Origin of the sequence: Lactococcus nasutitermitis, assembly GCF_018403765.1 — a bacterium.
Lineage (GTDB): Bacteria > Bacillota > Bacilli > Lactobacillales > Streptococcaceae > Lactococcus > Lactococcus nasutitermitis.
Genome location: NZ_BOVQ01000010.1, coordinates 21,461 through 46,875, shown reverse-complemented (window position 1 = coordinate 46,875; position 25,415 = coordinate 21,461). Strand labels below are relative to the sequence as shown.

Annotated in this window: 36 protein-coding genes and 1 pseudogene; 35 read left to right on the top strand and 2 right to left on the bottom strand. The window is 38.1% G+C overall.

All coding sequences use genetic code 11. The annotated features are described in order from the left end of the window. Positions 1-44 precede the first annotated feature (44 nt). A complete protein-coding gene (locus KJS36_RS10400; RefSeq protein WP_213536852.1) occupies positions 45-854 on the top strand; it encodes a metal ABC transporter permease in 810 nt (269 codons plus the stop codon). Here the strand turns inward: KJS36_RS10400 and KJS36_RS10395 are convergent. After that, positions 783-1,676 (bottom strand): RluA family pseudouridine synthase, encoded by an 894-nt coding sequence (locus tag KJS36_RS10395; protein WP_213536851.1) that lies wholly within the window; start codon positions 1,674-1,676, stop codon positions 783-785. The genes KJS36_RS10400 and KJS36_RS10395 overlap by 72 nt on opposite strands. 76 nt (positions 1,677-1,752) lie before the next feature. Between KJS36_RS10395 and KJS36_RS10390 the strand changes: the two genes are divergently transcribed. The 7 genes from KJS36_RS10390 (at position 1,753) to KJS36_RS10360 (ending at position 10,121) form a co-directional block, all read left to right on the top strand. Next, positions 1,753-3,987: a PBP1A family penicillin-binding protein gene (locus KJS36_RS10390; protein WP_213536850.1), complete on the top strand. Its 2,235-nt coding sequence runs from the start codon at positions 1,753-1,755 to the stop codon at positions 3,985-3,987. Positions 3,988-4,152: 165 nt separating this feature from the next. Next, complete coding sequence (locus KJS36_RS10385) at positions 4,153-5,979, top strand: acyltransferase family protein (RefSeq protein ID WP_213536849.1); 1,827 nt, start codon at positions 4,153-4,155, stop codon at positions 5,977-5,979. A gap of 76 nt (positions 5,980-6,055) precedes the next feature. Beyond that, on the top strand, positions 6,056-6,205 hold the full coding sequence (gene rpmG, locus KJS36_RS10380; protein WP_213536848.1) for a 50S ribosomal protein L33: 150 nt from the start codon (positions 6,056-6,058) through the stop codon (positions 6,203-6,205). Between the two features lie 77 nt (positions 6,206-6,282). After that, on the top strand, positions 6,283-6,477 hold the full coding sequence (gene secE / locus KJS36_RS10375) for a preprotein translocase subunit SecE (protein WP_213536847.1): 195 nt from the start codon (positions 6,283-6,285) through the stop codon (positions 6,475-6,477). A gap of 221 nt (positions 6,478-6,698) precedes the next feature. Next, positions 6,699-7,262: a transcription termination/antitermination protein NusG gene (gene nusG / locus KJS36_RS10370; protein WP_213536846.1), complete on the top strand. Its 564-nt coding sequence runs from the start codon at positions 6,699-6,701 to the stop codon at positions 7,260-7,262. Between the two features lie 103 nt (positions 7,263-7,365). Beyond that, positions 7,366-8,844, top strand: a complete 1,479-nt coding sequence (gene thrC / locus KJS36_RS10365; RefSeq protein ID WP_213536845.1) for a threonine synthase — start codon at positions 7,366-7,368, stop codon at positions 8,842-8,844. Further along, positions 8,841-10,121: an MATE family efflux transporter gene (locus tag KJS36_RS10360; protein WP_213536844.1), complete on the top strand. Its 1,281-nt coding sequence runs from the start codon at positions 8,841-8,843 to the stop codon at positions 10,119-10,121. The genes thrC and KJS36_RS10360 overlap by 4 nt, the downstream gene beginning before the upstream one ends. A gap of 10 nt (positions 10,122-10,131) precedes the next feature. Here KJS36_RS10360 and mscL read toward each other — a convergent pair whose 3' ends face one another. Beyond that, positions 10,132-10,497: a large-conductance mechanosensitive channel protein MscL gene (gene mscL / locus KJS36_RS10355; RefSeq protein ID WP_213536843.1), complete on the bottom strand. Its 366-nt coding sequence runs from the start codon at positions 10,495-10,497 to the stop codon at positions 10,132-10,134. A gap of 288 nt (positions 10,498-10,785) precedes the next feature. Here mscL and rpsJ point away from each other — a divergent pair, with 288 nt between their 5' ends. The 27 genes and pseudogenes from rpsJ (at position 10,786) to rpmD (ending at position 25,331) form a co-directional block, all read left to right on the top strand. Next, the gene (gene rpsJ, locus KJS36_RS10350; protein WP_003129973.1) at positions 10,786-11,094 is read left to right on the top strand and encodes a 30S ribosomal protein S10; all 309 of its coding nucleotides are present in this window, start codon (positions 10,786-10,788) and stop codon (positions 11,092-11,094) included. Between the two features lie 160 nt (positions 11,095-11,254). Further along, a complete protein-coding gene (gene rplC, locus KJS36_RS10345; RefSeq protein ID WP_213536842.1) occupies positions 11,255-11,878 on the top strand; it encodes a 50S ribosomal protein L3 in 624 nt (207 codons plus the stop codon). 26 nt (positions 11,879-11,904) lie between these two features. Beyond that, positions 11,905-12,531: a 50S ribosomal protein L4 gene (gene rplD / locus KJS36_RS10340; protein ID WP_213536841.1), complete on the top strand. Its 627-nt coding sequence runs from the start codon at positions 11,905-11,907 to the stop codon at positions 12,529-12,531. Continuing rightward, positions 12,531-12,827 (top strand): 50S ribosomal protein L23, encoded by a 297-nt coding sequence (locus KJS36_RS10335; protein WP_213536840.1) that lies wholly within the window; start codon positions 12,531-12,533, stop codon positions 12,825-12,827. The genes rplD and KJS36_RS10335 overlap by 1 nt, the downstream gene beginning before the upstream one ends. A gap of 15 nt (positions 12,828-12,842) precedes the next feature. Continuing rightward, positions 12,843-13,679: a 50S ribosomal protein L2 gene (gene rplB / locus KJS36_RS10330; protein WP_213536839.1), complete on the top strand. Its 837-nt coding sequence runs from the start codon at positions 12,843-12,845 to the stop codon at positions 13,677-13,679. Between the two features lie 188 nt (positions 13,680-13,867). Beyond that, complete coding sequence (gene rpsS / locus KJS36_RS10325; protein ID WP_213536838.1) at positions 13,868-14,143, top strand: 30S ribosomal protein S19; 276 nt, start codon at positions 13,868-13,870, stop codon at positions 14,141-14,143. A 13-nt stretch (positions 14,144-14,156) separates the two neighbouring features. Next, complete coding sequence (gene rplV / locus KJS36_RS10320; RefSeq protein ID WP_213536837.1) at positions 14,157-14,504, top strand: 50S ribosomal protein L22; 348 nt, start codon at positions 14,157-14,159, stop codon at positions 14,502-14,504. Between the two features lie 12 nt (positions 14,505-14,516). Next, positions 14,517-15,170 carry a 30S ribosomal protein S3 gene (gene rpsC / locus KJS36_RS10315; RefSeq protein WP_213536836.1) on the top strand — a complete coding sequence of 218 codons (654 nt, stop codon included), beginning with the start codon at positions 14,517-14,519 and terminating at the stop codon, positions 15,168-15,170. 3 nt (positions 15,171-15,173) lie between these two features. After that, on the top strand, positions 15,174-15,587 hold the full coding sequence (gene rplP, locus KJS36_RS10310; RefSeq protein ID WP_213536835.1) for a 50S ribosomal protein L16: 414 nt from the start codon (positions 15,174-15,176) through the stop codon (positions 15,585-15,587). Beyond that, positions 15,587-15,796, top strand: coding sequence for a 50S ribosomal protein L29 (gene rpmC / locus KJS36_RS10305; protein ID WP_213536834.1), 210 nt, complete (start codon positions 15,587-15,589; stop codon positions 15,794-15,796). The genes rplP and rpmC overlap by 1 nt, the downstream gene beginning before the upstream one ends. Positions 15,797-15,813: 17 nt before the next feature. After that, entirely contained in the window at positions 15,814-16,074 is a 261-nt protein-coding gene (gene rpsQ / locus KJS36_RS10300; RefSeq protein ID WP_153497029.1) for a 30S ribosomal protein S17, read from the top strand. Positions 16,075-16,096: 22 nt separating this feature from the next. Then, positions 16,097-16,465, top strand: coding sequence for a 50S ribosomal protein L14 (gene rplN / locus KJS36_RS10295; protein ID WP_213536833.1), 369 nt, complete (start codon positions 16,097-16,099; stop codon positions 16,463-16,465). A 118-nt stretch (positions 16,466-16,583) separates the two neighbouring features. Then, positions 16,584-16,889, top strand: a complete 306-nt coding sequence (rplX, locus tag KJS36_RS10290) for a 50S ribosomal protein L24 (protein ID WP_213536832.1) — start codon at positions 16,584-16,586, stop codon at positions 16,887-16,889. Positions 16,890-16,907: 18 nt separating this feature from the next. Beyond that, positions 16,908-17,450 (top strand): 50S ribosomal protein L5, encoded by a 543-nt coding sequence (gene rplE, locus KJS36_RS10285; protein WP_213536831.1) that lies wholly within the window; start codon positions 16,908-16,910, stop codon positions 17,448-17,450. Positions 17,451-17,467: 17 nt separating this feature from the next. After that, positions 17,468-17,653, top strand: a complete 186-nt coding sequence (locus KJS36_RS10280) for a type Z 30S ribosomal protein S14 (RefSeq protein ID WP_213536830.1) — start codon at positions 17,468-17,470, stop codon at positions 17,651-17,653. Between the two features lie 133 nt (positions 17,654-17,786). Next, positions 17,787-18,149: a hypothetical protein gene (locus tag KJS36_RS10275; RefSeq protein WP_213536829.1), complete on the top strand. Its 363-nt coding sequence runs from the start codon at positions 17,787-17,789 to the stop codon at positions 18,147-18,149. Continuing rightward, positions 18,127-18,174: pseudogene (locus KJS36_RS10970) on the top strand (hypothetical protein); the annotation flags it as partial. The gene KJS36_RS10275 and the pseudogene KJS36_RS10970, both read left to right, overlap by 23 nt. 3 nt (positions 18,175-18,177) lie before the next feature. Further along, positions 18,178-18,357: a hypothetical protein gene (locus KJS36_RS10270; RefSeq protein ID WP_244842929.1), complete on the top strand. Its 180-nt coding sequence runs from the start codon at positions 18,178-18,180 to the stop codon at positions 18,355-18,357. After that, on the top strand, positions 18,354-18,875 hold the full coding sequence (locus KJS36_RS10265) for a tetratricopeptide repeat protein (protein WP_244842927.1): 522 nt from the start codon (positions 18,354-18,356) through the stop codon (positions 18,873-18,875). Before KJS36_RS10270 ends, KJS36_RS10265 begins: the two co-directional genes overlap by 4 nt. A gap of 566 nt (positions 18,876-19,441) precedes the next feature. Further along, entirely contained in the window at positions 19,442-20,065 is a 624-nt protein-coding gene (locus KJS36_RS10260; protein ID WP_213536826.1) for a hypothetical protein, read from the top strand. A 10-nt stretch (positions 20,066-20,075) separates the two neighbouring features. After that, on the top strand, positions 20,076-21,167 hold the full coding sequence (locus KJS36_RS10255; protein ID WP_213536825.1) for a DUF916 domain-containing protein: 1,092 nt from the start codon (positions 20,076-20,078) through the stop codon (positions 21,165-21,167). Beyond that, a complete protein-coding gene (locus KJS36_RS10250) occupies positions 21,151-22,794 on the top strand; it encodes a hypothetical protein (RefSeq protein WP_213536824.1) in 1,644 nt (547 codons plus the stop codon). The genes KJS36_RS10255 and KJS36_RS10250 overlap by 17 nt, the downstream gene beginning before the upstream one ends. A gap of 240 nt (positions 22,795-23,034) precedes the next feature. Continuing rightward, a complete protein-coding gene (gene rpsH, locus KJS36_RS10245) occupies positions 23,035-23,433 on the top strand; it encodes a 30S ribosomal protein S8 (RefSeq protein ID WP_213536823.1) in 399 nt (132 codons plus the stop codon). Between the two features lie 156 nt (positions 23,434-23,589). Beyond that, positions 23,590-24,126, top strand: coding sequence for a 50S ribosomal protein L6 (gene rplF, locus KJS36_RS10240; RefSeq protein ID WP_213536822.1), 537 nt, complete (start codon positions 23,590-23,592; stop codon positions 24,124-24,126). A gap of 133 nt (positions 24,127-24,259) precedes the next feature. Then, the gene (gene rplR / locus KJS36_RS10235) at positions 24,260-24,610 is read left to right on the top strand and encodes a 50S ribosomal protein L18 (RefSeq protein WP_213536821.1); all 351 of its coding nucleotides are present in this window, start codon (positions 24,260-24,262) and stop codon (positions 24,608-24,610) included. A gap of 18 nt (positions 24,611-24,628) precedes the next feature. After that, entirely contained in the window at positions 24,629-25,141 is a 513-nt protein-coding gene (gene rpsE, locus KJS36_RS10230; RefSeq protein ID WP_213536820.1) for a 30S ribosomal protein S5, read from the top strand. A gap of 10 nt (positions 25,142-25,151) precedes the next feature. Beyond that, a complete protein-coding gene (gene rpmD, locus KJS36_RS10225; protein ID WP_213536819.1) occupies positions 25,152-25,331 on the top strand; it encodes a 50S ribosomal protein L30 in 180 nt (59 codons plus the stop codon). Positions 25,332-25,415: the final 84 nt, after the last annotated feature.

Sequence of the window (25,415 nt, the reverse complement as noted above, 5' to 3'; positions counted from 1 at the left end):
AAAAAGTTGTATTTTCTCAATACAACTCAATTCCAAGAAATATAATGTTTGAAATATTTTCTTATGGCTTTATGCGTAATGCCATTCTAGCAACAACAGCGATTTCGCTTTTTGCACCACTACTGGGTGTATTTCTCGTGCTTCGAAGACAATCTTTGTTGTCTGATACATTATCCCATGTTTCTCTAGCTGGCGTAGCTTTTGGGATATTATTCAGTATCAATCCTACATGGTCAACTTTGATTGTTGTTGTGATTGCGGCGATTTTTATGGAGTATTTACGTCTTGTTTATAAAAATTATATGGAACTTGCGACGGCGATTTTGATGTCAGCTGGGCTTGCGATTGCCATGTTTATTATCAATGCGGTCGGAAGTAAAACAACGATTAGTCTTGACCAATATCTTTTTGGTTCGATTGTCACGATTGGCGGAACACAAGTTATTATGCTTTATGTGATTGCCTTGATTGTACTGGCTGGTTTTATCTTTTTCTTGCGTCCACTTTATGTGATGACTTTTGACGAAGATACAGCGCTTGTTGATGGTTTGCCTGTGCGATTGATGTCAATGATTTTCAATATCGTCACGGGACTTGCGATTGCGCTGATGATTCCAGCTTGTGGCGCGTTGCTTGTTTCGGCAATCATGGTACTTCCAGCGAGTATCTCAATGCTCGTTGGAAAATCCTTTAAAACGGTACTTATATTATCGGTTGTTATGGGATTTATCGGCATGAACGCTGGACTTATTGTGTCTTATTATTATAATGCACCAGCAAGCTCAGCGATTACTCTCATTTTTATTGGACTTTTCTTGCTGGTATCTATCGTCAAAAGATTGGCTAGGCGCTAAAACTTCGATATTTTCTCCAGAAAATGGATTTGGAAAGATGAGCTTTGCAGCGTGAAGCATAAGTCGAGCTTCGTTATTATCTTTAGTATAGAGAGTGTCACCGACGATTGGCTTATTCATAGCAGACAAATGAACACGTATTTGATGGGTTCTGCCTGTATCAAGGATTAACTTGAGCAGGCTTTTTTGTTTTAAATTTTCTAAAACGGTCACGTGTGTGATAGCAGCTTTTCCAGTCTTTGAAATCACTTGTTTGCGTTTATCGTGGCGGTCTTTACCGATTGGTTGATTGATTGTGAAATGATTTTGAGCAAAAGTTCCATAGACCAAAGCGAGATATTCACGATGGATTTTATTTTGTTCAAATAATTGTCCTAAAATTGGAAGTACGAACTGATTTTTTGCAAATAAAACAGCGCCAGAAGTTGCTTCGTCAAGACGATGGACAACGTAAACAGGTTGATTGAGCGCAGCTGCAACATGATTTTGTAGGGCGAGTTCATTTTCTAAATTTCCATGAGTTTTCATACCGCAGGGTTTATTTGCAACAACAAAAAAGTCATCTTCATAAAGAATATCTGCTTTTTGAGCATCACCAAAAGGAACAGTTAGTTCAGGAAAATCTTCCACATCAAAAATTAAGTGAACATTATCGCCAGCTTTAACGAATAATTCTTCATTTGCTACTTGATTGTTGATGAGAAAATGCTTTTTTATCCGCAAAAAATAACGGAGTTTTCGAGGAATGAGCCAAGTATCTTCGAGTAAGTGCTTAACGCTTTGCTTCTTAAAATTTTCTGGTAAAATAAAGTTAAATTCCATATAGAATATTGTAACACAAAGAGTTTTTTGATAAAATAGGCAGAATAGAATAAGTACAAGAAGGTGAGAATACAACTTGTCTGAAGAAAATCCAAACTTTAGTCGTCGTTCCAGACGAGCAGAAAGTAAAAAAAATCCAAAAATAACGGAAGAAAAAAACGAAGAACTTGTACAAGCAGGACAATTTGCGCAGATAATGCATCCAATAAAACGTTTTTGGAAAAAATACAATCTCACAAAAATTTTGATTATTGTGCTACTTTTGTTTGTCGTCAGTGTGGGCTCTTATCTCTTTTTCCTTGCGAAAACGGCGAATGTTAAAGTTTTACAGAGTTCTATTGAAACACAAACTGAAATTTTAGATAAAAATGACAAGGAAGCTGGAACGCTTTATGGTCAAAAAGGTACACCAGTCACTTTTAATCAAATTTCTGATAATATCAAAGATGCAGTCATTGCAACGGAAGACAGGACTTTCTACAAAAATCATGGAGTTAATATTAAACGTTTTACCTTAGCACTTGTGACTCTGGGGCATTTTGGTGGTGGTTCAACGATTACGCAGCAATTAGCAAAAAATGCTTATTTGACGCAGAAACAAACGATTGACCGTAAAGCACGTGAATTTTTCCTTGCACTTGAAATCAATAAACATTACAGTAAAAATGAGATTTTGACGATGTATCTGAATAATTCTTATTTTGGAAATGGTGTTTGGGGAATACAGGACGCTTCGGAAAAATATTTTGGCGTGCCAGCAACGCAAGTTACAACAGATGAAGCGGCGACACTCGCTGGAATGCTTAAAGGCCCAGAAATTTACAATCCTTTGTATGATAAAGGAAAATATGCAACGCCAAGACGAGATACAGTCCTTCAAAATATGGTAAACGCAGGCTATCTCAAACAAAGTGATGCTGATAATTTTATGAAGGTTGATTTGCAAAGTGAGTTAAAAGATAATTATAGCTCGCAAATGGCAGCTTATAAATATCCGAGCTATTATAATGCTGTGATTTCAGAGGCTGAGAGTAAATATGGCTTGACTTTACAAGAAATCATGAATAATGGTTATAAGATTTATACTGGTATGGATCAAAATATGCAGTCGGGAATGCAACAGACTTATGATAATACCAGTCTTTTCCCTACGGCAGCGGATGGAACATCTGTACAGTCTGCTTCTGTTGCGGTGAATCCTAAAAATGGGGAAGTAGAAGCACTTGTTGGAAATGTTAATGTGGATAATTATAATTCTTTTACGAATTTTAATTATGCGACGATGGCAAAACGCTCACCAGGTTCGGCGATTAAACCTTTGATTGTTTATAGTCCAGCGATTGAAGCTGGTTGGTCGATTGATAAGCTTGTGGATGATAGTCCGGCGGATTATAATGGTTGGAAACCTACAGATGCGGATGGTTTGTGGCGCGGAGAAGTTCCAATGTATCAAGCTGTAGCAAATTCTTATAATATACCTGCGATAAATACTTATCAGACAATTGGTCCAAAAGTTGGAAATGCTCTTGGGCGTGATTTTGGGATTGATTTAACTTCTAAAAATAATGTGTTGACAACGGCGCTTGGTGCGGGTGTGGAGACAAATCCTTGGCAGATTGCTCAAGCCTATTCGGCTTTTGCAAATAATGGTACGATGGACGAGGCGCATCTGATTACAAAGATTGAGAATGCTAATGGTCAGGTGATTAAACGGGCGAAGGTAAGTAAAAAGCGCGTGATTAGTAAAGATACAGCAGATAAAATGACTGAAATGATGATGGGAACATTTTCTAACGGTTCAGCATATAATGCAGCACCAGCAAGCTATACATTTGCAGGAAAAACTGGGACAAATGAAGATGTTGACCAATGGGTGGTTGGCTATACACCAGACCTTGTCACTGCTCTGTGGGTTGGTTTTCCTGACCCTAAAGATTATAAGTTGGCAGGAACTTCTGAGGGACAAACATCGGTTATTTTCCGTCAGGAAGCAAGTTATCTTTATCCTTATACAAGTGGGACGGAATTTAAGGTGAAAAATCCTTATGTGACGGCTGGTGTTGCACCTTTGACATCTGCTTATACTTATCAGCGACAGTTGCAAGATGATATCGTAAGTCAAGAACAAGCAGAAGCTCATACAACTGGGAATACGCCAGCAGTGCCTAGCTCGACAAGCTCATCATCGTCAAAAGAAAGTAAAAGTAATAAACTTGGTGGTTTGTGGAAATCTGCTCAGGATACAGCAAAATCTGCACAAAAAGCAGCCAAATCAGCGTGGAATAAGGTTACAGATTTGTTTCGCAGATAGTTTCGAAAAAAACGTAAGAATGTCTGTAAATAACTGAACAATATGTTGATTTTATGGTAAAATAAGAATATAAAATTTTGGAAAAAGCTAATGTGAGCTTTTCAAGATGATATTAAAAAGTAAAATGGTGTTATATTTTTTTAGAAATATTAGGAAGGAAGACGAATGAAACGCTACGTCACTGGTTTTGATGGTTTGCGGACGCTTGGGGTGTTTGCAGTTATTCTATATCATATTTATCCCAATGTTTTGCGCGGTGGTTTTCTCGGCGTTGTATTGTTCCTTGTCCTTTCGGGCTATCTTGTAACAGATTCTTTGCTACGTGAATATCAACAAACAGGAAAATTGAATATTTTGCAGTTTTGGGGACGGCGTCTGAAGCGAATTTATCCGCTGATGATTGCTGTTTTCTTGATTGTCACGCCTTATTTGTTGATTTTTCAGAGAGATGAGTTGCGCGGTTTGGGTTCTGACTTCTTTTCTAGTGTGCTTTCTATCCAGAACTGGTGGCAGATTGCGCAGGGGGATTCGTATTTTGCAAATATTGCCGGGGAATCTCCTTTTAAACATATTTATTATTTGTCGATTGAGGGACAATTTTTCCTGCTTTTCCCTTTGTTGTTGTTTATTTTACTGAAATTTGTTAAAAATCGTGGAAAGATTTTCTTGATTTTAAGTGGAATTACTTTGATTTCAGTGATTTGGATGGCTGTTTTGTTTGTGCCAGGACAAGACCCTACGCGCGTTTACTATGGTACGGATACACGTTTGTTTAGTTTGGTGATGGGTGCAAGTCTTGCATTTGTTCTTCCTTTAAGAAAGAAATTAAAAGTAAATGAGCGTGGAAAACGTGTGGGATTAGGATTGGCAGCGGCTGCATTTGCTTTGAGCGTTCTTGCTTATTTCTTCATGCCGGCGCAAAGTGCGGTCACTTATTACGGGGGAATGTGGGCAGTTAGTCTGTTAACGATGGTACTGATTGCTTTGGTTGCTCAGCCTGCTTTTGGGATTGATAAGGTCTTTAGTAATCCTGTCTTTAGCTATATTGGCTCGCGTTCGTATGGTATTTATCTTTGGCAGTTGCCTGTTTTGGCTTTGGTTGCGGCGAAGTTGCTGAACCCGACAGCTTGGTATAATGTGCTTTGGCAATTAGCACTTATTGTTGGATTGTCGGAACTTTCTTATCGTTTCATTGAAACGCCTTTGAAGAATTTTGATTATAGCAATACATTGAGTGTTGTTCGGAATTATGTATTTGGTGGGAACTGGCTCAAACTTAAAAAGTTGGTAACGTCAGGTATTTTGCTACTGATTGTTGCCATGTTGGCTGTGATTATATTTTCTCCGGCTTCGCCACATGATCAGGAAATTTTGCAAAAAAAGATTTTGGCACAACAGGCAGTCCTGCAAAAACGGGAAGAAGCGACGGCAAATGCTAAGGTTAGTAAACCCTTGAAAACTATTGCTTCCAAATATAAGGTAGAGCCTGTTATTGCTGAAAAAGCGAGTGAAATGAAAGTTTTGGCGATTGGGGATTCAGTCATGGTGGCTGGTTCGACAGATTTAAGTGAAGTATTTCCTCAAATGAATATTTCTGCGGTAGTTGGGGAGCAAGCTAATGTTGGTGAGAAATTTTTAGAGAAAAATCAAGCGAAGATAAAAGCTTCGGATGCGCTGTTGATTGGGCTTGGGACGAATGGGACTTTGACGATTGGCGGTGTGAATTATATTGATAAAATCATGGCTTTGGCTGGGAATAAACCTGTTTACTGGATAAATAATCGTGCGCCTGGGAAACCTTGGATTTCAGTCAATAATGCACAACTTGCGGCAGCGGCAAAAAAATATCATAATCTAAAAATTATTAACTGGTATGCAGCTTCAGCAGGTAAAACGGATTGGTTTTGGAGTGACAATATTCACCCTAAAGGAACTGGTGCGATTGCTTATGCACGATTGATTGCTGATACTATGGCGGCAACTAAAAAGTAAAATAAACGAGCGGTCTTGAAAATAGAATAAAAGAGAGAACTTGCGCTTTTGATGTCTTTTTGATAAAATGAATAATATGTTAAAAAAAGCAGGATTAGCTTGCACGGTTTGTGGTTCACGAAATTATACGTTGAATTTGTCGAGCAATGCAAAAGATAAAAGAATCGAAGTAAAAAAGTTTTGTAAAACGTGTGGTAAACATACATTGCACAAAGAAACACGGTAAAATATTTTTTGATGAAACTGTCAAAAATAATTTTTGAGAAAATGGAGAGTTGTCAGTTTTGGCAGCGGTGAAAAGAGATGAAATTTATTAAAGGTATCATTGAAGAAATGAAATTAACAACGTGGCCAACGCGAAAAGAATCTGTTCGTGATTTCTTTCAAGTGGTTGAGTACACGATTTTCTTCTTGGTGTTTATTATGATTTTTGACTGGATTAGTCAAAATGGTATTACGTCAGCAGTCAGTCATTTGTTGCCTTTGATGCACAAATAAAAATTTTTTACAGTTCTGTCAAAAAAATTGACAGGATTTTTTTGTCTAAAAAACTTTTTAACAAAGCTGTCAAAAAAATTTAAGCTATTTTTTGTGAAAAAATGAATAATAGTCTTTTATTTCTTCGTCAAACGTGATATAATATGTTTGCTCGAGGGTGTTGACCCTTTTTGTTTTACAAAAAAATTGAAATATGAATAAAAAATAAGAGGTATTTAAAAATGGATGAAACTACAAATACGGTAAATTTTGACCAAGGCTGGTTCGTTATCCAGACTTACTCTGGCTACGAAAATAAGGTCAAACAGGATTTGCTGGACCGCGCTGAGCTGTACAATATGGCAGACAAGATTTTGCGTGTGGAAATTCCTACGGAAACAATTCGCACGGAAGTCAATGGCAAAATGAAAGATATTGAGGAAAATCTTTTTCCAGGTTATGTGCTGGTCGAAATGAATATGACCGATGAAGCTTGGTTTATTGTCCGTAATACGCCAAATGTCACTGGTTTCGTGGGTTCTCACGGAAATCGTTCAAAACCAACGCCACTTTTTGAAGAAGAAATTAACGAGATTTTGGTTGGCATGGGCAAAATGGTGCGTCAGATTGATTTCGAGATTTTTGTTGGGAAGCGCGTTCGCATTGTTGACGGTGCATTTTCTGGTTTTGAAGCGCCAATCACAGAAATCAATGGCGACAAAGTGAAATTGACAGTAGATATGTTTGGTCGCGAAACACCGGTAGAGCTGGATTTGCACCAAATCGAGGAAATTCAAGAAGCATGATTTTAGAAAAACAGATGTCGCTAGATGTCTGTTTTTCATTGTCTACTTAACGAAATTGAGAATTTATGATATAATATAGAAAATTCCGAAAGTGAGAAAATGTATGCCATTACTCTATCAATCCACAAGAAATAAATCAAATCAAGTTACGGCAAGTCAGGCGATTTTGCAAGGTTTGGCAACTGATGGTGGACTTTATGTTCCTGTCAAATTTCCTAAAGTTGACTTGGATTTTGACCAACTGAAAAATGCAACTTATCAGGAAATTGCAACACTTGTTTTGTCAGCATTTTTTGATGATTTCAGTCACGAAGAAATTGACAAAGCTGTCAAATCTGCCTATGGGAAAAAATTTGATACAGCAGAAATTGCCCCAGTTAAGCAGGTTGGCGACCATTTTGTGCTGGAACTTTTCCACGGCGAAACGATTGCTTTCAAAGATATGGCGCTGTCAATTTTACCATTTTTGACAACTCTGTCAGCAAAGAAAAATGCGGTGGACAATGAAATTGTGATTTTGACAGCAACATCAGGTGATACAGGAAAAGCTGCTATGGCAGGATTTGCGGACGTTCCTCAGACAAAAATTATTGTTTTCTATCCGAAAAATGGTGTCAGCAAAATTCAAGAACGACAGATGCTCACGCAAACAGGCGAAAATGTTCATGTCGTTGGGATTGACGGTAATTTTGACGAAGCACAAACAGCTGTCAAAACAATGTTTAATGACGAAAAACTCCGTCAAAAAATGCTGGCAAATGGCAAACAATTTTCATCAGCAAACTCAATGAACATTGGACGCTTAATTCCACAAGTTGCTTACTATATCTACGCTTACGCACAACTTGTCAAGTCTGGCAACATCACAGCAGGTGAAAAAATTGATTTTTCTGTACCAACTGGCAATTTTGGAAATATCCTTGCCGCACATTATGCTAGAAAAATTGGACTTCCAATCAAGCAACTCATTTGTGCTTCCAACAAGAATAATGTCCTGACAGATTTTTTCAACACAGGTACTTACAATAAAAAACGCAATTTTTATGTGACAAGTTCGCCATCTATGGACATTCTCATCTCATCAAATCTTGAACGATTGATTTTTGAGCTGACTGACGAAGACGATAAAATGACCTCAAAATTTTTGACAGAACTGTCAAAAACTGGCGAATACAAAATTACAGAAAAAATGCAAGAAAAATTGGCGAATTTCTCAGCAGATTGGGCTTCTGAAGCAGTTATTTCTGACGAAATTGCAACAACATTTGTGGAGGAACATTATGTTCTTGACCCCCACACAGCAGTTGCCAGTGCCGTTTATCGCCGCCTGAAACCAGCAGAAAAAACAGTTGTTGTCAGCACAGCCAGCCCTTACAAATTTCCAAAAGTCGTCTTAGAATCTTTGACAGAACCGTCAAAAAATCTAACAGATTTTGAAGCCGTTGAAGCACTCGAAAAAATCAGCAAAACACCATTGCCAAAGGCAGTTAGCGATTTATTTAATGCTGAAATCCGACACAATACAGTAATTGCAACCGCAGAGATGCAACACGAAGTAGAAAGCTATCTCAAGCTGAAATGAAGTCAAGCCGCGAAATAGTAAAGTTTGCCTTCCCAGCGATTATCGAAAATTTCCTGCAAATGCTCGTAGGACTTTCCGACACATTTCTCGTGTCACATATCAGTCTTTCAGCAGTTGCCGCTGTTTCCCTCGCCAACAATGTTATCACAGTCTATCAAGCGATTTTTATAGCCCTCGGCACAATGGTTTCTAGCCTATTCGCCCGCAAAATCGCCGAAAAAAACACTGACAAAGTCCAGCAACTTGCCAATTCAGCAGTAAAATTCACCGTTCTCGTCAGTCTAATGATGGGAATTCTTTCGGTCACCCTTGGCAGACCGATTGCTTATATCATTGGTGCGCGCGCGACCGTGTTAAATCTTGCCACAGTCTATCTTGCCTTAGTAGGAGGAATGATTATTTTACTTGGCTTGATGACGACTTTTGGCAGTTTTCTGCGTGCGCGAGGCAATACAAAAACGCCCATGTGGGCAAGTTTTATGGCAAATATTCTCAATTTGATTTTTTCAGCAACTCTAATTTTCGTTTTTCATTTCGGAGTCGTCGGAGCAGCACTTGGCACGATTGTAGCACGTCTCATTGCGAGTATTTTTCTCTATAAAAAATTAAACACCGAACATCCCACACGTCATTTCTTCCGAGAAAAACTTGACAAAGAGTTGATAAACTTGACCATTCCAGCCACAGGAGAACGTTTATCCATGCGGATTGGCGATTTGCTCGTCATGGCGCTCGTCATCAGTTTTGGAAGTCGTGTTTTTGCAGGAAATGCTATTGGCGAAAGCATCACACAATTCAACTATATGCCCGCATTCGGTATGGCAACGGTCACCGTCATTTTAGTTGCACAAGAGTTTGCGCAGGAAAATATCAACAATATCAAGCAATACATTCGCCGCACTTATTGGTTATCCAGCATCATGATGCTCATTATTGGACTTTTCCTTTTTGCAAGCAGCCATTGGCTTAATGCTCTATTTACCACAGAAAAAATCGCCACACAAAGTAGCGATACCGTCATTTTATTCTCACTCTTAGCAACTTTCTTCGTCACAGGCACAACAACTTACACGGCAGCCTTCCAAGGAATAGGAAATGCAAAACTTCCCTTCTACACGACAACGATTGGAATGTTTGCCATCCGTCTTATCTTAGGCAGTTTCTTAGGAATTTTCCTTCATCTAGGACTTGTTGGCGTCTGGATAGCTGTCGTCTTAGACAACCTTTTTCGCTTTATATTTTTAAAAATAAAATTTTATCAACTGACAAAAAAATAAGCCAACAGGCTTATTTTTTCAATAAATCACGAATTTCACGCAAAGTTTCCAATTCTTCACTCTCAATAACCGCAGCAGTATCTTCTTTTTTAGGAAAGAGTTTATTGATAGCTTTAATCATAAGGAACACAACAAAGGCTGTAATCACAAAATTAATTAAATCATTGATAAATGAACCATAAGTAAATTTAGCCTTGCCAACTGTAAAGTACAAATGAGCCAATGCACTATTTTGCACGAAAAGTCCGATTAAAGGATTGATTAAATTATCCACCAAAGACTTAACCAGCGCCGTAAAGGCAGCACCAATAATGACACCAACGGCCAAATCAAGCACGTTGCCACGTAAAATAAAATTCTTAAATTCTTTTAACATAAATCCTCCTTATTACATATTTATAAACATTATAACAAAATTTAATGAATGAACAAAATTCTAACTCCTAAAAAACAAGAAAACGAAATATGGATCTCCAAAAAATACAAAAAAAATAGTCTCCCAGTCTTGACAAGTCACATTAGCTTTGATAAAATAGACAGGTGCTGTTAAAAACAGTATGTAGCAATGAAGTGAGAGGTTGCGACACACCCGAAGGTATTGCCATACCAGCGTGCCGGTTTTCTCACAGAGCTAGCCTATTAAAAAATAGACGAAGGAGAAAAAATGGCAACTAAAAAAATTCGTATTCGCTTGAAAGCTTATGAACATCGTATTTTGGACGCAGCAGCTGAAAAAATCGTTGAAACTGCTAAGCGTACAAATGCAGAAGTAAGTGGACCAATTCCACTTCCTACTGACCGCAGTGTCTATACAGTTATTCGTGCAACGCACAAATACAAAGACAGCCGCGAACAATTCGAAATGCGCACACACAAACGCTTGATTGACATCATCGAACCAACACAAAAAACAGTTGATTCATTGATGAAACTTGATTTGCCAAGTGGTGTCAACATCGAAATCAAACTTTAATTGGTGCTTTTTCGCCCAATACTTCGTCAGGCTTCAGCTCATTGCCTTTAGGTAACTTCGCTTCGCCTTCCTCGTATTGAACAAAAAATCACGCAATTAAAGCACTATTCATCTTAATTATTATTAGATGAAAAACTCACACATTAAGAAAGGTATTCTCATGTCAAAAGGAATCTTAGGGAAAAAAGTGGGAATGACTCAAATCTTCACAGAAAACGGTGAATTAATCCCCGTAACTGTAATTGAAGCAACTCCTAACACAGTTCTCCAAGTCAAATCTGTTGAAACAGACGGCTATGAAGCAACTCAAGTTGGTTTCGATACACTTCGTGAAGTTTTGACTAACAAACCCGCCAAAGGTCACGCTGCTAAAGCTAACACGACTCCTAAGCGCTTCGTTCGTGAATTTAAAGGACTCGAAGGCTTAGAAGTTGGCTCAGAAATCACTGTTGATACATTCGCAGCTGGAGATGTCGTAGATGTTACCGGAACATCAAAAGGTAAAGGTTACCAAGGACCTATCAAACGTTGGGGACAATCACGTGGACCTATGGCTCATGGTTCTCGTTACCACCGTCGTCCAGGTTCAATGGGACCTGTAGCCGCTAACCGTGTGCCAAAAGGTAAACACCTTGCAGGGCGCATGGGTAATCAACGTGTTACCGTACAAAACCTTGTCATTGCACAAGTGCTTCCAGAAAAAAATGTTATCCTTGTAAAAGGTAACGTTCCTGGAGCTAAGAAATCTTTGATTGTTATCAAATCAGCAATCAAAGCTAAATAAGAAGGAAAGGAGATAGATAATCTATAATGGCTAAAGTATCATTATTCAAACAAGATGGCACAAAAGCTGGAGAAGTTGAACTCAACGACACAGTATTTGGTATCGAACCAAATGAATCAGTTGTGTTTGACGTTGTTCTCTCACAACGCGCCAGCCTCCGTCAAGGAACGCACGCACATAAAAATCGTTCGCTCGTATCTGGCGGTGGTAAAAAACCATGGCGTCAAAAAGGAACTGGACGTGCCCGTCAAGGTTCAATCCGCTCACCACAATTCCGTGGCGGTGGAACTGTCTTCGGACCTAATCCACGTAGCTATGCTTACAAGTTACCACAAAAAGTTCGTCAACTTGCTCTTAAATCAGTTTACTCAACAAAAGTTGCTGAAAGCAATTTGATTGCTGTTGATGCACTTGAATTTGCAGCACCTAAAACAAGTGAATTTGCAAAAGTTATCTCAGCTCTTTCATTAGAACGTAAGGTTCTTGTTGTTCTTCCAAACGAAGGCAATGAATTTGCAGCACTTTCTGCTCGTAACCTTGAAAACGTAAAAGTTACAACTGCTAACACAGTAAGCGTACTTGATATCGTATCAACTGACAAGCTTCTCGTAGTAAAATCAGCTCTGTCTCAAATTGAGGAGGTTCTTGCATAATGTCACTTTATGATGTAATCAAAAAACCAATCATCACAGAAGCTTCTATGGCAGCTATGGATGAAAAAAAATACACTTTTGAAGTTGACGCTCGCGCGCACAAACTTCTTATCAAACAAGCTGTTGAAGCAGTATTTGAAGGTGTAAAAGTCGCTTCAGTAAATACAGTTACTGTTAAACCTAAAGCAAAACGCGTTGGTCGCTATACAGGTACAAAACCTGGTTATAAAAAAGCTATCGTTACTCTTACAGCTGACTCTAAGAGCATCGAAATCTTCGGCGAAGACGCTGAATAAGAAAGGAGATAAATCGTGGGAATTAAAGTTTACAAACCTACCTCAAACGGTCGTCGTAATATGACGTCTAGCGATTTTGCTGAAATCACTACCAGCACTCCTGAAAAGAGCTTGCTTGTAAGTTTGAATAGCAAAGCGGGGCGTAACAACCTCGGTCGTATCACTGTTCGCCATCAAGGTGGAGGACACAAAAAGAAATATCGTTTGGTTGACTTCAAACGTACAACAGATGATGTTGTCGCTAAAGTTGCAACTATCGAATATGATCCAAATCGTACAGCAAACATCGCATTGATTGTTTACGAAAATGGTATCAAATCATACATCTTGGCTCCTAAAGGCCTTGAAGTTGGAATGACAGTTGTATCTGGTACTGCAGCCGACATTAAAGTTGGTAATGCTTTGCCACTTGCTAACATTCCAGTTGGTACATTGGTTCACAACATTGAATTAAAACCTGGTCATGGTGGACAACTTGTCCGTGCCGCAGGTGGTTCAGCACAAGTACTTGGTATTGAAGGTAAATACACACTTATTCGTCTCCAATCAGGTGAAGTTCGTATGATTCTTTCAACTTGTCGTGCAACTATCGGTGTTGTTGGTAATGAACAACAAAACTTGATTAATCTTGGTAAAGCTGGACGTACACGTTATCTTGGTATCCGTCCTACAGTTCGTGGTTCTGTTATGAACCCTAACGATCACCCACACGGTGGTGGTGAAGGTAAACAACCAGTTGGACGTAAATCTCCAATGACTCCATGGGGCAAACCAGCTCTTGGTCTCAAGACACGCAACAAAAAAGCAAGATCAAACAATCTTATTGTTCGTCGTATCAACGACGGAAAATAATTCATCTCTCGATGAAACAATTCGCCTTCTCGGCGTCTTGTCAAATTTGAAAATGATAGTATATGAAACTCTGAGAGCATTCAAGCTAACAGTTCCAGATTTGATGAGATGTCGAGAAGACATCACATATCCGCCAGCCGCGTCTTAGTAACGTGTGTGGTAACAATATTTAAAGGAGAAACTCATTCATGAGTCGTAGTCTTAAAAAAGGACCTTTCGCCGATGAACATCTACTTAAAAAAGTAGAAGCTCAAGAAAACGCCGAAAGAAAATCAGTGATCAAGACTTGGTCACGTCGTTCTACAATCTATCCTAGCTTTGTAGGGCTTACTATTGCTGTTTACGATGGTCGCAAACACGTACCAGTTTATGTTCAAGAAGATATGGTTGGACACAAACTTGGTGAATTTGCACCTACACGTACATTCCGCGGTCATTCAGGTGACGATCGCAAGACTAAATAAGAGGAGAGAATAAATGGCAGAAATTACTTCAGCTAAAGCAACTGCAAAAACAGTTCGCGTTTCACCTCGTAAAACTCGTCTTGTAGTGGACTTGATTCGTGGGAAACGTGTTGCAGATGCAATCGCAATTTTGAAATTTACACCGACTAAAGGTGCTGTAGAAGTTGAAAAAGTACTTAATAGTGCTATCGCTAATGCAGAAAATAACTTTGGTCTTGAAAAAGCTAATTTGGTAGTTAGCGAAACTTATATTAACGAAGGACCAACGATGAAACGTTTCCGTCCACGTGCCAAAGGTTCAGCTTCACCAATTAACAAACGTACAAGTCACATCACAGTTGTTGTGGCTGAGAAAGAATAAGGAGGTAAAATCGTGGGTCAAAAAGTACATCCAATAGGAATGCGTGTTGGCGTTATTCGCGATTGGGATGCCAAATGGTATGCTGAAAAGGAATATGCGGATTACCTTCACGAAGATTTAGCAATTCGTAAACTTATCAATACAAAACTTGCTGATGCAGCAGTTTCAACTATTGAAACTGAACGTGCTGTTAATAAAGTTATTGTTACATTGCATACAGCTAAACCTGGTATGGTTATCGGGAAATCTGGAGCAAACGTTGATGCACTCCGTGCAGAACTTAACAAATTGACTGGTAAACAAGTTCACATCAATATCGTTGAAATCAAAAAACCTGATTTGGACGCTCATCTTGTTGGTGATGGTATTGCTAAACAACTTGAAGCACGTATTGCTTTCCGTCGTGCTCAAAAACAAGCTATCCAACGTACAATGCGTGCTGGAGCTAAAGGTATCAAAACTCAAGTATCTGGACGTTTGAACGGTGCTGATATTGCCCGTGCAGAAGGATATTCTGAAGGTACAGTTCCACTTCACACATTGCGTGCGGATATCGACTATGCTTGGGAAGAAGCAGACACTACTTATGGTAAACTCGGTGTTAAAGTTTGGATTTACCGTGGTGAAATTCTCCCAACTAAAAAATCTGTGAAAGGAGAAAACTAATCCATGTTAGTACCAAAACGTGTAAAACACCGTCGTGAATTCCGCGGTAAAATGCGTGGCGAAGCTAAAGGTGGTAAAGAAGTAACATTCGGTGAATTTGGGCTTCAAGCACAAACTTCTCACTGGATTACTAACCGCCAAATCGAAGCTGCCCGTATTGCAATGACTCGTTATATGAAACGTAACGGTCAGGTTTGGATTAAAATCTTCCCACACAAGTCATACACCACTAAAGGTATTGGTGTACGTCAAGGGTCTGGTAAAGGTGCTCCTGCAGGTTGGGTTGCCCCAGTAAAACGTGGTAAAGTCATGTTTGAACTTGGTGGTGTTGATGAAGCAACTGCTCGTGAAGCATTGCGTCTTGCATCACACAAACTTCCTGTAAAAACTAAATTCGTGAAACGAGGTGAAGCGTAATGAAATTAAGCGAAACTAAATCACTTCTTAAAGATTTGCGCGCTTTGTCAGTTGAAGAATTGACAGCTCGTGAAGCAGAATTAAAAAAAGAATTATTTGAACTTCGTTTCCAAGCAGCTGCTGGTCGTCTTGAAGATACCACTAAGCTCAACGATGTGAAAAAAACTATTGCTCGTGTAAAAACGGTGCAAGCTGAATTGAACAAATAGTACAGGAGAAACTATAAATGGAACGTAATCAACGTAAAGTTTATCAAGGCCGCGTGGTTTCTGACAAGATGGATAAGACTATCACAGTTGTTGTTGAAACAAAACGTAACCACCCTGTCTATGGTAAACGTATCAATTATTCTAAAAAATATAAAGCTCATGACGAAAACAATACTGCCAAAACTGGTGATATCGTTCGTATCATGGAAACTCGTCCTTTGTCTAAGGACAAACATTTCCGTTTGATCGAAATCGTTGAAGAAGCTGTTATTATCTAAGCAAAACTAGGAGGAAATTAGCATGATTCAAACAGAATCTCGTTTGAAAGTTGCAGATAACTCAGGTGCTAAAGAACTTTTGACTATCCGTGTATTGGGTGGGTCTTCACGTAAGTTCGCTGGTATCGGTGATATCATTGTAGCTACAGTAAAATCAGCTGCCCCTGGTGGAGCTGTTAAAAAAGGTGACGTGGTAAAAGCTGTTATCGTTCGTACAAAACATGGCGCAAAACGCGCTGATGGTTCATACATCAAATTTGACGAAAATGCAGCAGTTCTCATTCGTGATGACAAAACTCCACGTGGCACACGTATCTTTGGTCCAGTTGCACGTGAACTCCGTGAAGGTAACTTCATGAAGATTGTGTCATTGGCACCTGAAGTTCTTTAAAATTTTTTGACAGAACTGTCAAAAATAAAATAGTCCCCTGACAAGCTTGAAAATGCAACAATAGTTGTTAATAGAGAAATCAGGGTGCCCATAAGGGCGTAAGAAAGGAAACATTAAAATGTTTGTAAAAACTGGTGATACAGTTAAAGTTATCGCAGGTAAAGACCGCGGTACAACTGGTAAAGTACTTAAAGCTTTGCCAAAAGTGAACAAAGTCGTCGTTGAAGGTGTTGCTATTATGAAGAAACACCAAAAACCAGATGCTGAAAATCCAAATGGTGCTATTCTTGAAATCGCAGCTCCTATCCACGTTTCTAACGTGCAAGTGCTTGACAAGAACGGTGTCGCAGGACGCGTTGGTTATAAAGAAGTTGACGGCAAAAAAGTTCGTTTCAACAAAAAATCAGGCGAAGTCCTAGACTAAGACGGAAGGAGAAAGAATATGACTAATCGTTTAAAAGAAAAATACACTAACGAAGTAGTACCAGCGTTGACTGAAAAATTTGGCTATACTTCTATCATGGCAGTGCCAAAAGTTGACAAAATCGTGATTAACATGGGTGTCGGAGAAGCTACAAATAACTCTAAACTTCTTGATAAAGCAGTTGCTGAATTGGCGCTTATCTCAGGTCAAAAACCACTTATCACGAAAGCTAAGAAATCTGTCGCTGCTTTCCGTCTGCGTGAAGGTCAAGCAATCGGTGCGAAAGTAACACTTCGTGGCGAACGTATGTTTGAATTTTTGGACAAGCTTGTAACTGTTTCTCTTCCACGTGTACGTGATTTCCACGGTGTATCAAATAAAGCATTTGATGGACGCGGGAACTACACACTCGGTGTTAAAGAACAACTTATCTTCCCAGAAATCACTTATGATGATGTAGATAAAGTTCGTGGTATGGACATTGTTGTCGTAACTACTGCAAATACTGATGAAGAATCACATGAATTGCTTGCTAAACTTGGCATGCCGTTCGCGAAATAATAGGAGGAGAATTAAAAATGGCTAAAACATCTATGGTTGTTAAAAATCATCGCAAAGCAAAATTCTCAACGCAAGCCTACACACGTTGCGAACGCTGCGGACGTCCACATTCAGTTTACCGCAAATTTAAACTTTGCCGTATCTGCTTGCGCGAACTTGCCTACAAAGGTGAGCTTCCAGGCGTTAAAAAAGCTTCTTGGTAATTTAAAATATAAAAACTATCCTTTGGGTAGTTTTTTTGTTGAAAATTTTTGGGGAGAATTGCTAAAACGTATTCCAAAGAATAAGATAAAGTGTTATAATAGTCATAAAAAAATGTCGAGGTAAAGAATGAGAATGACAACACAGGACATGACCTTTTGGAGGTATGCGCAAAGTTTTCTCCAAGAAATTCTATCAAGAAATGATTATATAGATTTCACTTATTATGTTACGTTGATTTCTGTTGAACACGGCTGGATTACTATAGGCTATAAATCTGAGTATCAGTGGGAAGTTGATAGGCAAGAACTTCAAACGTGTCATATCCTGGTGAAAGAGGCTGCTGCGCTCGTTTATCATAAAAAATTGCGAATTCGGCTTGTTCAATTTAAAAAAACTAGAGAACATTACATGGCAGATGATAATTTGGCAAGACATGGCAATGCAGCAAGTCAGTATATGCTCGCTTACTACTATAGGAGGGGGGGAGGTTATTGAAAAAGATGACAAAAAGTGTGCGTATTGGATGTTAAGAGCAGCCAGCCAGGGTTATTCTCCAGCGCAAAATGATATGGGAATGAATTATAGATATGGGTGCGGTGTCGAGCAGGATTATGTGAAAGCTGTTTATTGGTATGAGCAAGCAGTGAAAGTGATGTTGCTGTCTATAACTTGGGGACAATGTATTCGCTGGGACTTGGAGTGAAAACGGACAAAACCGAAGCATACAAATATTATCTTGCTAGCGCAAAAGCTGATGTTGGAAAGGCGCAATCTTGCTTGGCTTCTTTTTATTATTATGGTGATGGGATTATCAAGAATGGAGAGGAAGCCTTTTACTGGTATAAAAAAGCGGCAAAACACCGTTCGCCAGAGGCTTGGTATAATTTAGCATGGATGTATCACTATTATCTTGGTGATACAAAAGAAAATAAATTGTTGGCATTAGAATGGTACAAGAAGTCAGCAATGGCGGGATATGCAGAAGCACAAAATGGTCTTGGACTGATGTATGAACAAGGGGAAGGAGTGATTGCAAATAAGACAGAAGCCCTTAAATGGTATAAAAAATCAGCAGACCAAGGGTATGAATATGCACAGTGGAATTTGCGGAGATTATATAAAAATGATGTTATGGCACATCGTTTAAAAGCCCTGACAGAGATTGAGAAAAGTGACAGCACCAGAGATAAGAATAATATTATTTCGTTGTTTGACGACTAATGATTTTTTGACAGAACTGTCAAAAAATCAAATAAAACTAAAATTATTTTTTTGCAAATAATTCATGACTTATTCAACATATTTGAATGATTTTTTCACAAAATAAAAACAAATTAAAGTAAGCGAATTTTAACGTAAATAGGATAAAAATGGCTATTATAGCTGTTTATTACTGTTAGAACTATTAAAATAGTAACAAAAAAATAGCCACTATTAACACAAAACTAGTAATAAAACTAAAAAAGTTAATTAGAATTTTTAATATAAATATGCTATACTTCTAAAGAAGATAGCATATTTGTTGCTTTTGTTTTAACAAAAGCAACAACAATCATTAAAAGGATTAAAAAGATATATAAATAATCATATCTAATGATAACTTTCGTAAAATATATACGAAATCAACGAGTTATAAAAAGGTTAATAAAATAAGATTAACCTTTTTCCGTGCTATTGACCAGACTATTAAAAAAATAGTCTATCTTGCATAAGAGGAGGTGTCATATTGAAAAGTTAATTATATTATCACTAACAAACTAAATTAAAAAAAGGGAGAAATAAAAATTATGAAAAAACAAATAGCACAAGCATTACTTCTAAGCGCAGTACTTACTTCAGGAGCAAGTATCACTGATTCTTTTGTTGTTGCGGACGTAAATACTCCAAATTCAACACAAGCATCTGATAATCAAACAAGTGCAACAACAACAGCTTCCATTGCTTTCACAGGTGGAGCATTGAGCTTATACAATGTTACAGATAAAGTGACATTTAACGGGGATAATCTTGATTTGAGAGATATTTATCTAAATGGAGCAACTTTAGATAATAACACTACCCTTCCAGCAAATGAAACTTTAAATGGAAATGTGGACGACTTTTTAGGTCAAGCAAATGACCAATGGAAAGTCACTGTTGCAAGTGGTGATTGGACTGCTACAGGAGTTGGCGCATCAGCAGGAAGTGATGAAGGAGCCACAGCACTCAATAGTGGTGCTCAATTTATCCTCAACGGCACTGAATTTTCAAAAGATGGCTATCAATATGCTACAGGTAATGAAGGACAAACAACGCTCCCAGAAATGAATATTGGCTTATCAATTAAAGCAGGAACTTTCTTGAAAAAAGGTTCATATAGTAACACACTAACTTGGGATTTAGAAAGCTCAGTTTCTTCAACACAAGCATAGGAAAATATTCATGAAAATAAAACGACTATTAAAAATAGCAATACTCATTGCCGTCTTTTTTGTAGGAGTAGTATTTCCGATAAAAGGGCAGGCAGAAGGCTTGCCCTTTTCGGTTCGTCCTCTTGAACCATCTACACAACGAGACAATACAGAAACATTCTTTGACCTTATATTAGCACCTAACAAATCTACAGCATTACAAGTTGATTTAATCAATAACACTGATAAACCTATCAAAGTAAAAGTAGCAATGACTCAGGCGCAAACAAGTGATAGTGGTATTGTTGATTATAAACTACCTCAAAAAAGAGATGAGAGTTTAAAATCAGATATTGCCGATTATTTTAAAGGTCCAAAGCAGGTGGTAATTCCAGCCAAGCAAACTTATAGATATACAGGAACATTGACAATGCCTGCTATAAAGTTACCAGGTATAATTGCTGGAGGCTTAACATTTACACCAGTAGAGACTACAGATAGCGCACAAAAAAAGCAAGGTTTATCTGTCAAAAATCAATACAATTATGAGATTGCCACCATAGCACGCAATGTTAATCAAAGCTGGCTACCTATTTTGAAGATAGGAAAAGCAACGATTACTCAGCATAGTTATCAAAATACAATCACTCTCCCCATGCAAAATCCTGCACCTACTTTTTTAAATCAACTGGAAATAACGACGAATGCAATCAATTTATTAACAGGCAAAACATATATACGTACCAATAGCGATATGCAAATGGCACCAAATTCGCATTTCTTTTATCGTTTAGAATTACCAGCAAAAGTCGAAACTGGAAAGTATAAAGTACAAACAGTAGCATATTTTGTAAAAAATTCTAACGGAAAATATCAAGATGCGAATGGAACGCACTATCAATATAAAGAAACATCAACCACCACACTTACTCTTAGTGCTCAAAAAGCCCAAAAACTTCAGCAGAAGTTGAAAAAGGCAAAAGGAGGAACCCCTTGGTTTATTTATGCTATCTGGATAGTGATTGTTTTGTTAGTTCTCATTTTATTAGTTTTCATTATTTTTATCATTTTACTAATGAAAAAACGAAAAGAGAAGAAAGAAAAAGATGACGAAAATAAGTGATAAAAAAATAATTTTATTGATATGTCTATTCCTAGCGACACTCTTTCCATTATTTTCTCCTCGACTGGTACCAAACGTTGTAGCAGAAACAACAGAAAGTGAGAGTTATAGCTATTACAGCAACACTTTAGAAGCATATGAAATTCCTGATGATATTATCCAAGTTTTATTGGATAATAGTAGCTATTCTGATGGAACGACACCGACTGAACGCGGAGAAACTCCAGCAACATTTACGATTTCTGACCTTAAACAACTAACAACAGTAAGTTTAGCGACGAGAACTCAAAATGCAGATGGGACAGTGACATCGGAAGCAAACGAAACGGTTGCAGATTGGATAGCAAATTTAAAAGTCAATCAAGATTATAGTATTAGTGAAGCAGCATATAGTGCCAATACGACTGATTTGGTTGAAGGAGAAAACGGCTCTTTAGCGACTAAAGATATTATTCAAGATGGTACAGCAGCTCAAGGAGCTTTTAACTTTCTGATGCAAATCCTCGCTTCTGCAGATCAAGCAACAACAGTTGACTTGACAGGCATAACATCTAAAGTAGCAGATGCAACACTGGTTGAAGAACTTCTTGCCCTTTTTCAGACAGACCGATTAACCAATCTCCAAACCTTGCTTCTTGCTGATAATAATTTAAAGTACACATCCTATTATGAGCTAGGAGATACCATTTTTAGCGAAGCGCCAGAGCAAAACATTACAATATTAGATTTATCAAATAATGGAATGCAAAGTAGTAGCTCCAATACTCATTTTCCAATTACAGCTCATCTCACAAATCTGAATTTAAAAAATAATGCATTGATCAGTTTAGCGCAATGGTTGCTAGAAGCAACACAAAATATCGCAGATAATGGTGGAACGCTTGACATAACGGGAAACGATATTGACGTTTCAGATTATAATACAATGGATTTACTATTAACATTGTTCAATGAAGGAGAGGATGATTTTGATTTAGATGATGCTACAATCAATAATCTTCTTCAAGCAATTCCCAAAGCAAGCACTAAGTGGCAACCAACAGAAGCTTTGATTAGAAGTTATTTAGAACAGATGACAGTGAAAACACTTCAGATGTTACTAGATAATGATCCAAATGTTCAAAACAACCAAGATTTGATTGCATTGATTCAACAACGGATAGCAGAGCTAAATGGAAATTCGTCAACAACACCAGAATTATCGAACGCATTGAGTATCAATGAGAATTATCTTGATTTTGGAAATGTTGCATGGTCAGATTTGAGAAAAAGTATTCAAAATACAAGTATTTTAACAATGAATGCAACGATTTTAGATGGTTACTCACTCTCAGTTTCTATTGGAGATTGGACAGGAAAAACAGCAAATGGAACGACAAGCACTTTCAGCTCACAACTAACTTTTCCTACATTGGAAAATTATTGGCAAACAATAACGATTTCCCAAGAAAGTCAAAATTTAATTACAAATCATACAGGCGCACCAATCATACTGATAAATCAAGAAATACCATCAATCAGTTTAACAATTCCTGAAGAACAAATAGCCAACATTCAAGCTGGAGTTAATTATACAGCAAGTATAAATTGGGAAATCTCAAATAATGTTAAAGAAGAACAACAATAAAAAATCTGCGCATCATCTGCAGATTTTTTTGTATAAAAATTCGATATTCTCTATTCTTGATAACAAAGAGATTGATGAATTCTAACCAAAATTTAGACGGTCTCAAAACACCCGAAGCTATTGACATAGCAAAAAAAGTTTGCTATAATGTTTAGGTTCGGTTATTTTATGAAAAAATAACCTCATTAATTTGAAAGTGGGATTGAACACACCCAAACTACAAATAAGGAGAAATTACAAATGGTAATGACTGACCCTATTGCAGATTTCCTCACACGTATTCGTAACGCAAATATGCGTAAATTCGATGTTGTGGAAGCTCCTGCATCAAAGATTAAGCGCCAAATCGCTGAAATTCTCAAAGCTGAAGGTTATGTGAAAGACGTTGAATACGTTGAAGATAACAAACAAGGCATCATCCGTGTTTTCTTGAAATACGGTAAGAATGGTGAAAAAGTTATCACAAACTTGAAACGTATCTCAAAACCAGGACTTCGCGTATATGTCAAATCTGACGAAATGCCAAAAGTTTTGAATGGTTTGGGAACAGCTATCGTTTCAACTTCTGAAGGCGTTGTAACTGATAAAGTTGCACGTGGTAAGAATATTGGTGGCGAAGTTCTCGCGTACATCTGGTAAGATTTATCAAATTATTTAAGACATTTTGTCATAAATAATAAAATTCTTAGAATGAAAATTTCTAAGCCATTCCCCAAAAACGGAAAAGGAATGGAAAAACAAGACCCCGTGAAAACGGACTGCTGACAGTCTGATAATTTAACAGGAGATATTAATATGTCACGTATTGGTAACAAAGTAGTCGTATTACCTGCTGGAGTAACAGTAGAACAAGACGGCTCAAAAGTAACAGTTAAAGGACCAAAAGGAGAGTTGACTCGTGTATTTTCAAAAGACATTACATTGTCTATTGAAGGAAACGAAGTTACATTCAAACGTCCGGATGACTCAAAAGAAATGAAAACAATCCACGGTACAACACGTGCCCTTTTCCACAACATGGTTGTTGGTGTTTCAGAAGGCTTCTCAAAAGCTCTTGAAATGATTGGTGTCGGATATCGTGCACAACTTCAAGGCAAAAAACTTGTCCTTTCAGTTGGTAAATCACATCCAGATGATGTTGAAGCACCAGAAGGAATTACATTTGAAGTTCCAGATGCTACACACATCACTGTAAAAGGTATCAGCAAAGAAGCTGTTGGACAAATGGCAGCCTACATCCGTAGTCGTCGTTCACCAGAACCTTATAAAGGTAAAGGTATTCGCTATGTTGGTGAATATGTACGCCGGAAAGAAGGTAAAACTGGTAAATAATCTAAAAAATTATTTATTAGTCTTCCAAATATTTTTGGCATTTCGCCAAAGAAAAAATTTCCCCCTGTCAGTAAAATGACAGCACATTGATGGCAAAAACTATCAAAATTTTAAAATTATAAGAGGTAGAATTGTGATTTCTAAACCAGATAAAAACAAACTCCGCCAAAAACGCCACACACGCGTTCGCGGAAAAATCTCTGGAACTGCAGAGCGTCCACGTTTGAACATTTTCCGTTCTAACACAAACATCTACGCACAAGTTATTGATGACGTAGCTGGAGTAACGCTTGCAAGTGCTTCATCACTCAAAATTGCTGAAGGAACAAAATCTGAACAAGCAAAAAAAGTTGGTGAACTCGTAGCAAAAGCTGCAACTGCTAAAGGTATCGAAGATGTTATCTTTGACCGTGGTGGTTATCTTTATCACGGACGCGTTCAAGCACTCGCTGAAGGCGCACGTGAAGCTGGATTGAAATTCTAAGGAAAGGGGTAAACACAAATGGCAGAAGAAAGAAAAAATCGCAGAGAAGAAGTTAAAAGCGAATTTGAAGAACGCGTAGTAGCGATTAACCGTGTAACTAAAGTTGTTAAAGGTGGTCGTCGTCTTCGTTTTGCAGCACTCGTTGTTGTTGGTGACCGTAACGGTCGTGTAGGATTTGGTACTGGTAAAGCTCAAGAAGTTCCAGAAGCTATCCGTAAAGCAATCGAAGCAGCTAAAAAGAACTTGATTACTGTACCTATGGTTGGCACAACGCTTCCTCACGAAGCACTTGGTCAATTTGGCGGAGGGAAAATCCTCCTCAAACCAGCTGTTGAAGGTGCTGGAGTTGCCGCAGGTGGTGCAGTACGTGCCGTCCTCGAACTCGCAGGTGTTGCTGATGTAACATCTAAATCTCTTGGTTCAAATACACCAGTAAACGTTGTACGCGCTACTGTTGATGGCTTGAAACAACTTAAACGTGTCGAAGAAGTTGCTGCATTACGTGGCAAATCAGTCTCAGACTTTGCATAAGGAGGAAAAAATGGCTCAAATTAAAATTACATTGGTAAATTCTCCAATCGGCCGCATCCCTGCTCAACGCAAAACAGTTGTGGCACTTGGCCTTGGAAAATTGAACAGTTCAGTTATCAAAGAAGATACACCAGCCATCCGCGGCATGGCAAACTCAATTTCTCACTTGGTAAAAGTAGAAGAAGCATAATTACAAAAAAGAACAGAAAATATTTTCTGTTCTTTTGTTTTATAAAAAAATCTGAGGTCTATCGAAACCTCAGATTTTTTAAAT

Coding starts and splice junctions, on each gene's coding strand:
- thrC (WP_213536845.1), top strand. CDS start 7,366: ATGCCATTACTCTATCAATCCACAAGAAATAAATCAAATCAAGTTACG.
- KJS36_RS10260 (WP_213536826.1), top strand. CDS start 19,442: ATGAAAAAACAAATAGCACAAGCATTACTTCTAAGCGCAGTACTTACT.
- rplE (WP_213536831.1), top strand. CDS start 16,908: ATGACTAATCGTTTAAAAGAAAAATACACTAACGAAGTAGTACCAGCG.
- mscL (WP_213536843.1), bottom strand. CDS start 10,497: ATGTTAAAAGAATTTAAGAATTTTATTTTACGTGGCAACGTGCTTGAT.
- KJS36_RS10250 (WP_213536824.1), top strand. CDS start 21,151: ATGACGAAAATAAGTGATAAAAAAATAATTTTATTGATATGTCTATTC.
- KJS36_RS10400 (WP_213536852.1), top strand. CDS start 45: ATGTTTGAAATATTTTCTTATGGCTTTATGCGTAATGCCATTCTAGCA.
- rpsH (WP_213536823.1), top strand. CDS start 23,035: ATGGTAATGACTGACCCTATTGCAGATTTCCTCACACGTATTCGTAAC.
- rpsE (WP_213536820.1), top strand. CDS start 24,629: ATGGCAGAAGAAAGAAAAAATCGCAGAGAAGAAGTTAAAAGCGAATTT.
- rplC (WP_213536842.1), top strand. CDS start 11,255: ATGTCAAAAGGAATCTTAGGGAAAAAAGTGGGAATGACTCAAATCTTC.
- rplX (WP_213536832.1), top strand. CDS start 16,584: ATGTTTGTAAAAACTGGTGATACAGTTAAAGTTATCGCAGGTAAAGAC.
- KJS36_RS10360 (WP_213536844.1), top strand. CDS start 8,841: ATGAAGTCAAGCCGCGAAATAGTAAAGTTTGCCTTCCCAGCGATTATC.
- KJS36_RS10395 (WP_213536851.1), bottom strand. CDS start 1,676: ATGGAATTTAACTTTATTTTACCAGAAAATTTTAAGAAGCAAAGCGTT.
- rplP (WP_213536835.1), top strand. CDS start 15,174: ATGTTAGTACCAAAACGTGTAAAACACCGTCGTGAATTCCGCGGTAAA.
- nusG (WP_213536846.1), top strand. CDS start 6,699: ATGGATGAAACTACAAATACGGTAAATTTTGACCAAGGCTGGTTCGTT.
- rpmG (WP_213536848.1), top strand. CDS start 6,056: ATGTTAAAAAAAGCAGGATTAGCTTGCACGGTTTGTGGTTCACGAAAT.
- KJS36_RS10280 (WP_213536830.1), top strand. CDS start 17,468: ATGGCTAAAACATCTATGGTTGTTAAAAATCATCGCAAAGCAAAATTC.
- rplN (WP_213536833.1), top strand. CDS start 16,097: ATGATTCAAACAGAATCTCGTTTGAAAGTTGCAGATAACTCAGGTGCT.
- KJS36_RS10335 (WP_213536840.1), top strand. CDS start 12,531: ATGTCACTTTATGATGTAATCAAAAAACCAATCATCACAGAAGCTTCT.
- rpmC (WP_213536834.1), top strand. CDS start 15,587: ATGAAATTAAGCGAAACTAAATCACTTCTTAAAGATTTGCGCGCTTTG.
- KJS36_RS10385 (WP_213536849.1), top strand. CDS start 4,153: ATGAAACGCTACGTCACTGGTTTTGATGGTTTGCGGACGCTTGGGGTG.
- KJS36_RS10275 (WP_213536829.1), top strand. CDS start 17,787: ATGACAACACAGGACATGACCTTTTGGAGGTATGCGCAAAGTTTTCTC.
- rpsJ (WP_003129973.1), top strand. CDS start 10,786: ATGGCAACTAAAAAAATTCGTATTCGCTTGAAAGCTTATGAACATCGT.
- secE (WP_213536847.1), top strand. CDS start 6,283: ATGAAATTTATTAAAGGTATCATTGAAGAAATGAAATTAACAACGTGG.
- rplF (WP_213536822.1), top strand. CDS start 23,590: ATGTCACGTATTGGTAACAAAGTAGTCGTATTACCTGCTGGAGTAACA.
- KJS36_RS10270 (WP_244842929.1), top strand. CDS start 18,178: ATGTTAAGAGCAGCCAGCCAGGGTTATTCTCCAGCGCAAAATGATATG.
- rpsS (WP_213536838.1), top strand. CDS start 13,868: ATGAGTCGTAGTCTTAAAAAAGGACCTTTCGCCGATGAACATCTACTT.
- rplV (WP_213536837.1), top strand. CDS start 14,157: ATGGCAGAAATTACTTCAGCTAAAGCAACTGCAAAAACAGTTCGCGTT.
- rplD (WP_213536841.1), top strand. CDS start 11,905: ATGGCTAAAGTATCATTATTCAAACAAGATGGCACAAAAGCTGGAGAA.
- KJS36_RS10255 (WP_213536825.1), top strand. CDS start 20,076: ATGAAAATAAAACGACTATTAAAAATAGCAATACTCATTGCCGTCTTT.
- rpsQ (WP_153497029.1), top strand. CDS start 15,814: ATGGAACGTAATCAACGTAAAGTTTATCAAGGCCGCGTGGTTTCTGAC.
- rpmD (WP_213536819.1), top strand. CDS start 25,152: ATGGCTCAAATTAAAATTACATTGGTAAATTCTCCAATCGGCCGCATC.